Raw genomic sequence first — 12,963 nt, 5'->3', positions numbered from 1 at the left:
GGCTCTTCCCTAGTAGCGGATGCGCGGGTCGAACACCGTGTAGGCGCAATCGACAACCAGATTGATGAACACGTAGACGAACGCGAAGAACAGCGTCAGCCCCTGGATGACGGGGTAGTCGCGCGCCAGCACGGCTTCCACCACCAACCGGCCCAGGCCGGGGATGTTGAACACCGATTCAGTCACGACCACGCCGCTGATCAGCAGCGCGATGCCCAGGCCCACGACGGTGGCGATGGGCACGGCGGCGTTGCGCAGCGCGTGGCCCAGCAGCACGCCGGTTTCCCCCAGGCCCTTGGAGCGCGCCGTGCGGATGAAGTCTTCGCCCATGACCTCGATGACGCTGGTGCGCGTGATGCGCGCAATCAACGCCACATAGACCGTGGACAAGGCCAGTGACGGCAGGATGAGCCGGTGCAGATAGGGCCAGAAACCCTTGTCCAGCGGCGCATAGCCCTGCACGTTGAACCACCCCAGCTTGATGGCGAACAGCCAGATCAGCAGGTACCCCGTGACGAACACCGGCACTGAAAAGCCCAGCACCGAAAAGCCCATCACGGCCCGATCCAGCAGGCGGCCTTGCCGCCATGCCGCCAGGATGCCCAGCGGAATGGCAACCAGCAGCGTGAAGACCAGGGTCAGCACCGCCAGGCTCATGGACGGTTCCAGGCGTTGCGCGATCAGTTTGGTGACCGGCACGCCGGACATGAGCGAGGTGCCCAGATCGCCTTGCAGGAGCTTGCCGCCCCAGATGAAGAACTGTTTGATGACCGGTTGGTCCAGGCCCATCGTCTGCCGTATCTGGACGATACGCTCAGGCGTGGCGCCGTCGCCCGCCATGATGATGGCCGGGTCGCCCGGGCTGAAACGCAATATCGCGAAGACCACCACCGCGACCATCACCAGAACGGGGATGGTCGCGAGGAGCCGGCGTGAGACAAATGCCAGCATGTATTTCCCCCTGAACTGCTTGCCCCTTTAAGGAGCTTTCTTGACGTTCCAGAACGCAAAGACCGGTGCATGCACCAGGCCCGAGAGCTTGGTCGAATAGACGGTGGGCACGGACATCTGGCCCAGCGGCACGTACAGACCTTCGTCGATGCCGATGCGCTGCAATTCGTCGGCGATTTTCTTTTGCTCGGCCGGGTCGGAAGTCAGCGCGAACTTGGTGCGCAGTTCTTCCACTTGCGGCATGTCGGGCCAGCCAAACCAGGCGTTGTCGCCGTTGGCGGCGGCGGGCGCGGAACGCACCGGGTCCATCACGTCAGTGGCGTACCAGTTGGTGTTGTGGATGTTCCAGCCGCCTTCGGCCGGTGCGGCCTTGGAGGCGCGGCGCGTGGCCACGCTTTGCCAGTCCATGGCCGCCAGGTTGACGTTGAAGCCGGCCTTGCGCAACGCCTGCGCCATCACCACCGGTTGCGCGGACAGCGTGCCCACGTCGGTGGCGTGCATGACCAGGATGGGCGTGTTGTCGTAGCCCGCTTCCTTCAGCAAGGCCTTGGCCTTTTCGATGTTCGACGGCACCACGACTTCCTTGCCGATGTCGCTTTCCATCGGCGTGCCGCAGCCCCACAGCGACGCGCACGTCTTCCAGTACTTGGGATTGCCCACCAGCGCCTTCATCACGTCTTCCTGGCCGATGGCGTACATCGCGGCCTGGCGGATCTTCTTGTTGTTGAAGGGCGGGTACTTGAAGTTGAAGCGGTACATCGTGAAGTAGCCGACCGGGCTCAGGGACTCTTCCTTCAAGTCCTTGTTGCCTTCGATCATCGGCAACAGGTCATACGGGAACTGTTCGACGAAGTCGATTTCGCCGCCCAGCAGCGCGTTGGCGGTGGTCAGCGCATCGGGCATGACGTCCCATTCGACCTTGTCCACGTTCACGACCTTGCCGCCGGCCAGGCCGCTGGCCGGTTCCTTGCGCGGCACGTAGTCGGCGTTCTTGGCATACACCGTTTTCACGCCGGGCTTGAATTCGATCACCTTGAACGGACCGGAGCCGGTCATGTCGGTGATGGGCTGGCCGATGGCCTGTTCGGCGATGCGCTTGGGCATCATGAACGGCGCGGTGCCCGTCGGCTTGGACAGCGCGCGCAGCGCCAGGTCCGTGGGCTCTTTCATGACGATGCGGAAATTCTTGTCGTCAATGACTTCGATCTTGTCGGTGAACTTGAGCAGCGTGCGGCCCATGCCGTCGCCGGCGGCCCAGCGCTTGATCGAGGCCACGCAGTCTTCGGACGTGACGGGCTTGCCGTCGTGCCACTTCTGGCCGTCGCGCAAGGTCATCGTGTAGGTCTTGCCGTCCGGCGAGACTTTCCACTTCTCAAGCATTTGCGGCTGGATCTTGTTGTCGGCGTCGGTGGCCAGCAAGGTGTCGTAGATCATGTAGCCGTGCCACGTCGTGATGTACGCGGTGGTGGCGTGCGGGTCGGTCAAGCGCAACGGCGAGTGCATGACGGACTTGATGACGGTTTCGGCGTAAGCGCCGTGAGCCATCATCAACGTTGCACCGGCCAACGCGGCCGCTCGAACAAACTTGAGCATGGAGATTCCCCTTGAAGCGGTGTGAGCGGCACGGTTGGCCGCTACGTCGTTAACGCGCCGCTCGATGGCGGCGTGGGAGGGTCAGGCGGTTGCGGGCCGGCCCGAAAACACCGGTCCGCAAGGCGCCATTCTGATGCCGGGACGCAACCGTGTCCATGGTTGTTTTGCCGCATCCATCAGCATGGAGCCGGGGGCGGCGCACACCAGGATCGTTTGCGCGATGGATGTGAAATCCGCGCGGAAATGCGCGGAACTCTTCACCACCAGAATCGCGGCGCGCGTGGGTTCGACGCCCGCGAACCGGAACATTTCCTGGTCCGCCATCTGCACCTTGTTAGAGGCGACGATGATGCGCACGCCACCAATACGCAAGCAGGCGCTGGGGCCCAGATCCATGTGGAATCCGCGGTAGAAAGCGCCGTGCGTATCGAAGCGTCCATCTGAAGTTTTCTCGACGATGAACTCGGTGTCCAGCGGTTCGTCGTCGGGAATACCCGAGTGTCCACCTAGTGCAATCCGTACCTTGTTTCCGACGCCCGCGCGGTGCGCGGCAAGCGCGGCGGCGGGGTCAACGATCAAGCCGATGGCGGTGTCGCGCGCGTCATGGCGGATCAGCGCGCGCAGCACGCCGGTGGTGTCCGAGCTGCCGCCCGCGCCGGGGTTGTCTTGCGCGTCCGCGATCACGACCGGCTTGTCCGCATCGTGCGCGATTCGCATCGCTTCCTGCACGGCTTCGTCGGGCGTGTAGAGCTTGCCGCCAAAGTCGCGTTCGGCATTGAGCACGGCGCGCGCCATTTCGGCGGCGGCCGCGTCGGCTTCGGCTTGCGTGGTGCCGTAGGCCCATACGGTGGGCGCGCATTCCGGGAAGTCGGCAGCGGGGAATCCGGTGGCGAAAGACAGGCTGGTGGCGCCGCGCGCTTCGATCTCGCCCACCAGCGCATACAGGCTGCGCGACGGTTCGATGTCGGTCGATTGCCAGCACAGCGAAATCAGATAGGGCAGGGCGCGCAACGACGCATAGGGGCGCGGCACGCCGGCCAGCCGCTGGGACAGCAGCGCGGCGGCGCGTTGGCCGGTTTCAGCCATGTCGATGTGGGGATACGTGCGATAGCAGACCAGCGCGTCGGCATGGCGCACCATGGCGCGCGTGACGTTGGCGTGCAGGTCCAGGCTGGCCACCACGGGTACGTCGGGGCCGACCAGCTCGCGCACGCGCTTGAGCAGTTCGCCTTCGCCATCGTCCAGGTGTTCGGTGACCATGGCGCCATGCAGGTCCAGGTACACGCCATCCAGCGGCAGCGCGTCGGACAGCCCTTGCAAGATCAGTGCGCTGATGCGTTCAAACGCGTCTTTGGTGACCAGGCCGGACGGGCTGGCCGCGGCCCAGGTGGTGGGCACCAGCGTGTGCTGGCTCATGGCTTCGATGAAGCCTGCCACGGGAATGTTGGCGCCTGCCACGGCTTGGAACATTGCGGGGCCGCTGACCAGCTTGGGCCAGCCGCCGCCTTTCTCGGCAAAATCTTCCCACGTCGCGCGCGAAGGCGCGAACGTATTGGTTTCGTGCTGAAAGCCGCCTATACCGATGCGCATCGGGCATCCCCTTGTGTCATGTGATGTTGCTGTGTCGTGGTACTGGCCGGGCGCGGCCGAAGCCGCGCCCTTGCAAAGCCGGGTAATGCGTCCTTCTGGAAAACGGAGGGTTGAAGTCGTGAAGCGGGCGGGTTTATTTCGCCACGGGCATGGTGAATTCGGCGCCCTTGGCGATGCTGTCCGGCCAGCGCTGCATCACGCTCTTGTAGCGCGAGTAGAAGCGGATGCCTTCTTCGCCGTAGGCGTGGTGGTCGCCAAACAGCGAACGCTTCCAGCCGCCGAACGAATGCCACGCCATCGGTACCGGAATCGGCACGTTGATGCCGACCATGCCGACCTTGATCTGGCGTGCGAATGCGCGGGCCACGCCGCCGTCGGACGTGAAGCACGCCACGCCGTTGCCGAACTCGTGCGCGTTGATCAGTTCAACGGCGCTGGCGAAGTCGGGCACGCGCACGATGCACAGCACCGGGCCGAAGATCTCTTCGCGATAGATGTTCATGGCGGGCTTGACGTTGTCGAACAGCGTGCCGCCCAGGAAGTAGCCCTTTTCGTTGCCGGGCACTGTCAGGCCACGGCCGTCCACGACCAGATCGGCGCCGGCCGCGATGCCGTCTTCGATGTAGCCCATGACCTTGTTGCGGTGCTGCGCCGTGACCAGCGGGCCCATTTCGGCGTCGGCGTTCATGCCGTCCTTGACGATCAGCGCCTTGACGCGCGGGGTCAGGCGTTCGACCACCTTGTCAGCCACATCGCCCACCGCCACGGCAACCGAGATTGCCATGCAGCGTTCGCCGGCCGAACCATACGCGGCGCCCATCAGCGCGTCGGTGACCTGGTCCAGGTCGGCGTCGGGCATGACGACCAGATGGTTCTTGGCGCCGCCCAGCGCCTGCACGCGCTTGCCGCGCTTGGTGCCTTCGGCGTAGATGTATTCGGCGATGGGGGTAGAGCCCACGAACGACAGCGCTTCAACGTCCGGGTGATTGATCAGCGCGTCCACGGCCAGCTTGTCGCCGTGCACCACGTTGAACACGCCGGGAGGCAGGCCGGCTTCGGTGAGCAGTTCGGCCAGGCGCAGGGACGCGGACGGGTCACGTTCGGAGGGCTTGAGCACGAAGGTGTTGCCGCAGGCGATGGCCACGGGGAACATCCAGCACGGCACCATCATCGGGAAGTTGAACGGCGTGATGCCGGCCACCACGCCCAGTGCCTGGCGCATGCTCCAGTTGTCGATGCCGCCGCCGATCTGGTCGGAATACTGGCCCTTGAGCAACTGCGGAATGCCGCAGGCGAATTCAACGATTTCGATGCCGCGCATGACTTCGCCCTTGGCATCCGAGAACACCTTGCCGTGTTCGCGGGTGATGAGCTCGGCCAGTTCGTCCTGGTGCTGATCCAGCAGCGCCTTGAAGTTGAACAGGATGCGGGCGCGCTTGAGCGCGGGGGTTTCGGACCAGGCCGGGAACGCGGCCTTGGCGGCCGCAACGGCCAGCGCCACGTCTTCGTTGGACGCAAGCGGAATGGACGAGCAGATTTCGCCGGTGGCGGGGTTGAAACCGTCGGCGTAGCGGCTGCTGCGGCCATCGAAATGCTGGCCGTTGATGAAATGGGGGATCTTCTTCATGGTGCGGGGGCTTCTCTGCGGGATTCTTCAAAACTTCTTGCGGGCGGCACATGGCCGCCCGCAAGAGGTGTCACATCAAGCGCGGCGCGGCCGCGAGGGCTGCGTCGTCATCAGGGTCAGGCGACTTCTTTCAGGATCTTTCCGATCTGGTCGAAGATCTGGCCGATCTGGGCTTCGTCGATGATCAGCGGGGGCGACACGGCGATGATATCGCCGGTATAGCGCACCATCAGTCCACTGTCGAAGCACTTCTGGAAGACTTCGCCGGCGCGTGCGCCGGGTGCGCCCGAGCGCGGCGACAGTTCGATGCCGGCCACCAGGCCCAGGTTGCGCACGTCGATGACGTGCGGCGCGCCCTTCAGGCTGTGCGCGGCTTGCTCGAAGGCGCCCGACAACTTGCGGGCACGGCCGAAGAGATCTTCGCGGCGGTAGATGTCCAGCGTCGCCAAAATGGCGGCGGCGGCCAGCGGGTGGGCCGAATACGTATAGCCGTGGAAGAATTCAATGCCGCCCGCCGGGCCGTTGACGATGGCGTCGTGCACATCGCGCTTGACCGCGACCGCGCCGGCCGGCACGGCGGCGTTGCTGACGCCCTTGGCCATGGCGATGATGTCGGGCGTGACACCGAAGAACTCGGACGCGGTGGCGGCGCCCAGGCGACCGTAGGCGGTGATGACTTCGTCAAAAATCAGCAGGATGCCGTGCTTGGAAGTAATTTCACGCAGCTTTTCCAGGTAGCCCTTGGGCGGGATCAGCACGCCGGTCGAGCCGGCCATGGGTTCGACGATCACGGCGGCGATGGTGGATGCGTCATGCAGCGCCACGATGCGTTCCAGTTCGTCGGCCAGGTTGGCGCCCCAGGCGGGTTGGCCCTTGGAATAGGCGTTCTGTTCCAGGTTGTGGGTGTGCGGCAGATGGTCCACGGCGGGCAGCAGCGCACCGGAGAAGGTCTTGCGGTTGGTGGAAATACCGCCCACCGAAATGCCGCCGAAGCCGACACCGTGGTAACCACGCTCGCGACCGATCAGGCGGGTGCGCTGGCCTTCGCCGCGCGCGCGGTGGTAAGCCAGCGCGATTTTCAGGGACGTGTCGACCGATTCCGAACCCGAGTTGGTGAAGAAGACGCGGTCCAGGCCCTGCGGCATCAGGCTGGCCACGGCGGTGGCGGCCTCGAACGCCAGCGGGTGGCCCAGTTGGAAGCCCGGGGCGTAGTCCATGACGCCGGCCTGGCGGGAAATGGCCTCGACGATTTCCTGGCGGCCGTGGCCGGCGTTCACGCACCACAGGCCGGCGGTGCCGTCCAGGATCTGGCGGCCATCGGCCGACGTGTAGTACATGCCTTTGGCCGCTGCCAGCATGCGCGGATGAGCCTTGAACTGCTTGTTGGCAGTAAACGGCATCCAGAGATGGGACAGGTCGGGCAAATTGGCGGGGGCGTTCATGGCGGCTCCAGTAGAACGAAACGGCGGCGCCGCAACAGAAGGGAAAGCGCGGCCGCCGGGATTCAATGATTCTGGTCTGTCCCACGAGGAATGAAAATATACGATCTGCGCAAAGCCCGCTAACTGTATAGTCACGAGTGGTTCAACTGTACAGTTATCCCCGTGATCGATTTCCAGCCCAACCGCGCTCGCGGACTGGCGCCCACTCTGGTGGAACAGCTGGTGGCGGCCATCCTGCGCGCCATCGAGGAACAAACCCTGCGTCCGGGTATGTCCCTACCGTCGGTGCGCGAGTTCGCGCGCCAGTACGGCGTCAGCACCTTCACCGTTGCCAGCGCTTATAGCCGGCTGGTGTCGCTGGGCTGGCTGGCGGCGCGGCCGGGCGCGGGCTACCGGGTGGCCTCGCCGGATGCGCCTGCGCGCCGAGGCGAGCCACTGTCCTGGGAGCCCCCGCGCCTGAACGCCGGTTGGTTGCTGTCGGACATCTTTGCCGACCACTCCATCCCCATCAAATCCGGCTGCGGCTGGCTGCCCGGCGAATGGCTGAACGAAGAAGGCCTGCACGTTGCGCTGCGCCACATGGGGCGCGTGCCGGCGATGCGCATCGCCAATTACGGGCACCCGTACGGCTACGCGCCGCTGCGCGAAACCATCGCGGCCAGCCTCAGCGCGCAAGGCATGGAGGTCGAGGCCTCGCAGGTACTGCTGACGCAGGGCGTCACGCACGGGCTGGACATGGTGATCCGCACCTTGCTGCGGCCGGGCGACACGGTGGTCGTCGAGCAGCCGGCCTACGCCAACCTGTTGCAGCTGCTGCGCCTGGCGGGCCTGCGCGTGGTGTCGGTGCCGCGCACGGTTGATGGCCTGGATTGCGAGGCGCTGGAAGCGGTGGCGGCGCAGCACCGGCCGCGCGCGCTGTTCATCAACACCGTATTGCAGAACCCCTCGGGCGCCAGCATCGGCATGGCCAACGCCTTTCGCATCTTGCAGGCGGCCGAGCGCCATGGGCTATGGGTGATCGAAGACGATATCTCGCGCGAACTGGCGCCCGGCGTGACGCCCATGCTGGCCGCGCTGGACGGCGGGCAGCGCGTGGTCTACCTGGGTGGCTATTCCAAAGTCATCAGCCCGTCGGTGCGGGTGGGCTACGTGGTGGCGCACCGCGATCTGGTGCGCGACATTGCGCGCACCAAGATGGCGGTGGGGCTGACCTCGCCCGAGATCATGGAGCGCATCGTGCACCAGGTGATCCGCGAAGGCCGCTACCGCGCGCACATCGCCCGTACTCGCGAACGGCTGGCCCAGGCGCACGTCGTGGTGGCCGAGCAGATGCGCCAACACGGTTTTGAAATCCATGGGCGGCCCCAGGGCGGGCTGTTCCTGTGGGCCAAGGTGGCGGGCGCCTGGCGCGAACGCGGCGCCAACGGCCTGGCCGAACTGGCACTGAAAGACGGTATCTGGCTGGCGCCGGGGTCTTACTTCGAGGTGGACGAAGCCGACACGCCCTGGGTGCGCTTTAACGTGGCGTATTCGGAAGCACCGGCGTTGTGGCGCTTCATCAGGAACGCGGGCGCGGCGTGAAGGGGGGCGGGAATAGGCCCTATCGCAAGGCCTGACGCTGATACGTCACGAAGTCGTAGTCGTAGCCGTTTTCAGCGGGCTGCGGTTCGCGCGCCGTTTCCTTCCACTGGAACGAGGGCAGCAACGGAAAGAACGCGTCGCCGCCAACGTCGGCGTGCACTTCCGTGGCCAGCACGCGTTGCGCCAGCGGCAGCGCCTGGGCGTAGATCTGTGCGCCGCCGATCACGAACGCTTCGTCTACCTCGCCGCAGGCGTCGATAGCGGCTTGCAGGCTGGGTACGACCGTGGCGCCGGTTGCGGTGAAATCAGGGTTGCGGCTGATGACGATGTTGCTGCGGCCGGGCAGCGGGCGGCCCAGCGAATCCCAGGTCTTGCGGCCCATGATGATGGGATGGCCCAGCGTGCTGCGCTTGAAATGCGCCAGGTCCCCCGGCAGCTTCCAGGGCAGCGTGTTGTCGCGGCCGATGACGCGGTTGGTGGAGTAGGCGACGATCAGGGTAAGGCTGGCGGGCATTCGGGCTGGCTACGGTGGATGCGCGGCCGGAAGTCGGCCCGCGGAACGGCGTAAGCGTAGCAAATTCGGGCGCTGGTCTGAAGAAGGGCGCTTGGGGCAGCGCCGATGTTTGCGGTTCAGCCCTTTTGCTGTTCAGCCCTTTTGCGGTTCAGCCTTTTTTCCGTTCGACCCGCGCCGTTGAATCTTGCCGTTCAGCCTTGTTGCCGTTCGGCCCTTGGCGCTTCGCCTTGTTTCCGTTCAGGTCGCCGCGTGTTCCAGGAATTCGGTGGCGGGCATCGGCCGGCCCAACAGGAAGCCTTGCAGCGAATCGCAACCCAGGCCCGTCAGGAATTTCTGCTGCGCGGCGGTCTCCACGCCTTCGGCCACGATGCGCAGGTTCAACTGCTGGGCCAGGGCGACTATCGCCGACACGATGGCCGCGTCTTCGTTGTCGTTTTCCAGCTGGTTGACGAAGCCGCGGTCGATCTTCAATTCCGTGGCCGGCAGGCGCTTCAGGTACAGCAGGCTGGAATAGCCGGTGCCGAAGTCGTCGATAGAAATGGTGACGCCCAGGCCCGACAGGCGCTTGAGCACGGTCAGGCTGGCCTCGGCGTCGCGCATGGCGGTCGATTCCGTCACTTCCAGCGTCAGGCAGGCGGGCGGCACGTCGTGCCGGGCAAGCGCGGAACGCACCGTTTCGACCAGGCTGGCGTGGGCGAACTGCAAGGCGGAAATATTGACCGCGATGGTCCAGTGCCCCTGGCCGGCGTTGATCCATTCGCGCATTTGGCGGCAGGCTTCGTTGATGACCCATTCGCCGATCGACAGGATCAGCCCGGTCTTTTCCGCCGTGGGAATGAACTGGTCCGGGCCGACCAGCCCGCGCGTGGGGTGGTTCCAGCGCAGCAACGCCTCGGCGCCCATGATGGGGCCGGCCGGTGCTTCGTACTTGGGCTGGTAGTGCAGCACGAACTGGTCGCGCTCCTGGGCCAGCCGCAGGTCGTGCAGCAGCTCGATCTGTTCATGCGCGTCCGCGTTCATGGACGGCTCGAAGAAGCTGTAGCCGGTGCCGCCCAGGCGTTTGGCGTGGTACATCGCGGCGTCGGCGTTGGTCAGCAGGGCGTGCGTGTCTTCGCCGTCGTTCGGGTAGACGGCGATGCCCACGCTGGAAGTCACCAGCACTTCGTGGCCATAGACCATGACCGGGCGCGCAATGGCTTCGATCAGACGGTCCGCCACATTGGCGGCATCGGTGGGTTCGATGACTTCGCTAAGCACGATGAATTCGTCGCCGCCCAGGCGCGCCACGGTGTCCTGGGTGCGCAGGGCCTGGCGAATGCGCTGGGCCAGGTCGATCAGCAAGGCGTCGCCGGTGTGATGCCCATAGGCGTCATTGACGGCCTTGAACCCGTCCAGGTCAAAGAACAGCACCGCGAAATAGCCCTTGCGGCGGCTGGCGCTTTCAATGGCCTGCTCCATGCGGTCTTCGAGCAGGATGCGGTTGGGCAGCTTGGTCAGGGTGTCGTGCAAGGCCAGTTGCACGAGTTCTTCGTTGGCTTCGGCCAGCGACGAGGCCAGCGCGGACGTGCGGGCTTCAAGCCGGTTGTCCAGCACGGCCACCACCAGCGCAATCGCCAGCACGCTGAGCGTGACGGCGGTGACGGCGATGGCCAGCCAGCCCGCCGAGATGCCGCCGTCGGCCGCCATGCAGATGCTGCCCGCCGGAAAGCCGGCGGCTTCCATGCCGGAGTAGTGCATTCCGACAATGGCGATGCCCATGACGACCGAGGCCAGCGGGCGCGAAAACGCCACGCGCGGGCCGTCATGGCGCAGGCGGTAGGTGATCCACAGGGCAGCGCCCGAGGCGGCCACCGCGATCACGATGGACAGCACGAACCATTTCGCGTCGTAGACGATGCCGGGCGCCATGCGCATGGCGGCCATGCCCAGATAGTGCATCGCGGCAATGCCGGCGCCCATCAGCAGCGCCCCGATAAGCAGGCGGCGCCACGGCAATTCGTCTTTGCAGACGATCCACAGGGCGAACGCCGAACAGCCGACGGCGATGGCCAGGGACAGCACGGTCAATGACAAGTCATAACCCATCGGGATGGGCAGGTTGAACGCCAGCATGCCCACGAAGTGCATGGACCAGATGCCCACCCCCATCGCGAACGCCCCGCCCGCCAGCCAGTAGCGCGCCGCTGGCAGCCCGTGCGAGGCCCGCACACGATTGGCCATGCCCAGCGCCGTGTATGACGCCAGGATGGCGACCCCTAGAGATACGAGGACGAGCGAAGGGTTATAAGTTCCAACGAGCATTTGTGCGGTCCTGTCCTAAGCGCTTACTGCCGTCGCGCCGGCCTCAAATCAAATCAATTGGTAGTCAACAGTTGCAATTCCGTCGTAAGACGATTGCTGCTGTCGACGCTGGCGATTTTCGTACTCTCTTGTCGGGAAGGGGGAAGGGGCAAGCAATGCCTGCGGTCGGCGCTGCCGGGCACGTCGCGGGATCGGCGACAGGCGGCGGGCTCGGCGCGGCATGGGCCGGTCGAACTCCTGGATGCGCGCGTAGTGCCGGACGCGCGTCCGAGGCTAAGGGATGGGTTATACCGAAATCGCGCTTCCAGAAGCTCACCAATCTTCACTTATGGCCGCTGATCGCGGGCGCCCGAGGCCGACGAAGGGGCGGCCCCGGGGGGCTTTCCTACACGGCCATGGGCGCGGTCAGGGGAGCGTGATGCGTGTAGCCGGACAATGAAAAGTCGCCGGGCTCGACCTTTTCCAGCCACTCGGGTTCGTAGCGGCCGGTGACGGCAAAGTCGGGAATGCGGTCCGACAACACCAGCTGGGGCGATTCAAAGGGTTCGCGCGTGAGCTGCTCGCGCAGCATCGGCAGGTGGTTCTCGTAGATGTGGGCGTCGCCAATGAAATACGTGAACCAGCGCGGCTTGTAACCCGTCAGACGACCCACCAGGTGCAGCAGCGCCGCGCCTTCGGTCAGGTTGAACGGCGTGCCCAGGCCCACGTCATTGGACCGAATGTACAGGCACAGCGAGATCTCGCGGGTGGTGGCGTTGGGCAGGAATTGGTAGAGCAGATGGCAGGGCGGCAGCGCCATTTCTTCGATCTGCGCCCAGTTCCAGCCGTGGAACAGGATGCGGCGGTCGCCCGGGCGTTCGTGGATGGTGTCCAGGCACTGGCGCAGCTGGTCGACTGCTTTATATAGCAGCACCTTGTCCACGCCGCCTTCCTGCAGGTCGGCCACCTTGGTGTAGCCGCGGGACAGCGCGTCTTCAAGCTGGCCATTGTTGCCGGCATCCAGCAGCTTGTAGGCGGGCCACTGGCGCCATTGCACGCCATAGACCGGGCCCAGGTCGTCCGGGCCTTCGCGGTACGGGTTGGCCAGCCATTGGCTGTTTTCGTTGGCGTTCTGATCCCAGACCTTGCAGCCCAGCTCGCGGAATTCGGCCGCGCTGCGCGAGGCGCGCAAAAAGCCAACCATTTCGCCGATGGCGGACTTGAAGGCCAGTTTCTTGGTGGTGACGGCGGGAAAGCCCTGCTGCAGGTCAAAGCGCAGCGAGGCGCCCGGCATGCTGATCGTGCGGATACCCGTTCGGTTCTCCTGCCACGAGCCGGTGTCCAGGATGGATTGAACGAGGTCTAGATATTGTTTCATGGCGGTT

General features: G+C 65.1%; 9 protein-coding genes. 1 reads left to right on the top strand and 8 read right to left on the bottom strand.

Annotated elements, in window-relative coordinates:
• Positions 1 to 9: 9 nt before the first annotated feature.
• The 5 genes from YH64_RS15320 to YH64_RS15300 form a co-directional block, all read right to left on the bottom strand.
• A complete protein-coding gene (locus tag YH64_RS15320; protein WP_046805095.1) occupies positions 10 to 951 on the bottom strand; it encodes an ABC transporter permease in 942 nt (313 codons plus the stop codon).
• 27 nt (positions 952 to 978) lie between these two features.
• Complete coding sequence (locus YH64_RS15315; protein ID WP_046805094.1) at positions 979 to 2,544, bottom strand: ABC transporter substrate-binding protein; 1,566 nt, start codon at positions 2,542 to 2,544, stop codon at positions 979 to 981.
• Between the two features lie 81 nt (positions 2,545 to 2,625).
• Entirely contained in the window at positions 2,626 to 4,134 is a 1,509-nt protein-coding gene (locus YH64_RS15310; RefSeq protein WP_046805093.1) for a M81 family metallopeptidase, read from the bottom strand.
• A gap of 133 nt (positions 4,135 to 4,267) precedes the next feature.
• A complete protein-coding gene (locus tag YH64_RS15305; RefSeq protein ID WP_046805092.1) occupies positions 4,268 to 5,761 on the bottom strand; it encodes a CoA-acylating methylmalonate-semialdehyde dehydrogenase in 1,494 nt (497 codons plus the stop codon).
• Between the two features lie 116 nt (positions 5,762 to 5,877).
• Positions 5,878 to 7,203, bottom strand: coding sequence for an aspartate aminotransferase family protein (locus tag YH64_RS15300; RefSeq protein WP_046805091.1), 1,326 nt, complete (start codon positions 7,201 to 7,203; stop codon positions 5,878 to 5,880).
• A 162-nt stretch (positions 7,204 to 7,365) separates the two neighbouring features.
• On the opposite strand from YH64_RS15300, the gene YH64_RS15295 reads away from it, so the two are divergent.
• Entirely contained in the window at positions 7,366 to 8,784 is a 1,419-nt protein-coding gene (locus tag YH64_RS15295; protein WP_046805090.1) for a PLP-dependent aminotransferase family protein, read from the top strand.
• Between the two features lie 19 nt (positions 8,785 to 8,803).
• Here YH64_RS15295 and YH64_RS15290 read toward each other — a convergent pair whose 3' ends face one another.
• The 3 genes from YH64_RS15290 to YH64_RS15280 form a co-directional block, all read right to left on the bottom strand.
• A complete protein-coding gene (locus YH64_RS15290; RefSeq protein ID WP_046805089.1) occupies positions 8,804 to 9,298 on the bottom strand; it encodes a dihydrofolate reductase in 495 nt (164 codons plus the stop codon).
• Positions 9,299 to 9,535: 237 nt separating this feature from the next.
• Entirely contained in the window at positions 9,536 to 11,599 is a 2,064-nt protein-coding gene (locus tag YH64_RS15285) for a bifunctional diguanylate cyclase/phosphodiesterase (protein WP_046805088.1), read from the bottom strand.
• A gap of 385 nt (positions 11,600 to 11,984) precedes the next feature.
• A complete protein-coding gene (locus tag YH64_RS15280) occupies positions 11,985 to 12,956 on the bottom strand; it encodes a thymidylate synthase (RefSeq protein WP_046805087.1) in 972 nt (323 codons plus the stop codon).
• Positions 12,957 to 12,963 lie beyond the last annotated feature (7 nt).

This window comes from Achromobacter sp. LC458 (assembly GCF_001005835.2).
Taxonomy (GTDB): domain Bacteria; phylum Pseudomonadota; class Gammaproteobacteria; order Burkholderiales; family Burkholderiaceae_B; genus Achromobacter; species Achromobacter spanius_B.
This window is presented reverse-complemented; position numbering and strand designations above follow the sequence as displayed.

Bases quoted from the DNA above. Each gene is read 5' to 3' on its own strand.
- YH64_RS15320 (WP_046805095.1), bottom strand. From the start codon at position 951: ATGCTGGCATTTGTCTCACGCCGGCTCCTCGCGACCATCCCCGTTCTG.
- YH64_RS15315 (WP_046805094.1), bottom strand. From the start codon at position 2,544: ATGCTCAAGTTTGTTCGAGCGGCCGCGTTGGCCGGTGCAACGTTGATG.
- YH64_RS15310 (WP_046805093.1), bottom strand. From the start codon at position 4,134: ATGCGCATCGGTATAGGCGGCTTTCAGCACGAAACCAATACGTTCGCG.
- YH64_RS15305 (WP_046805092.1), bottom strand. From the start codon at position 5,761: ATGAAGAAGATCCCCCATTTCATCAACGGCCAGCATTTCGATGGCCGC.
- YH64_RS15300 (WP_046805091.1), bottom strand. From the start codon at position 7,203: ATGAACGCCCCCGCCAATTTGCCCGACCTGTCCCATCTCTGGATGCCG.
- YH64_RS15290 (WP_046805089.1), bottom strand. From the start codon at position 9,298: ATGCCCGCCAGCCTTACCCTGATCGTCGCCTACTCCACCAACCGCGTC.
- YH64_RS15285 (WP_046805088.1), bottom strand. From the start codon at position 11,599: ATGCTCGTTGGAACTTATAACCCTTCGCTCGTCCTCGTATCTCTAGGG.
- YH64_RS15280 (WP_046805087.1), bottom strand. From the start codon at position 12,956: ATGAAACAATATCTAGACCTCGTTCAATCCATCCTGGACACCGGCTCG.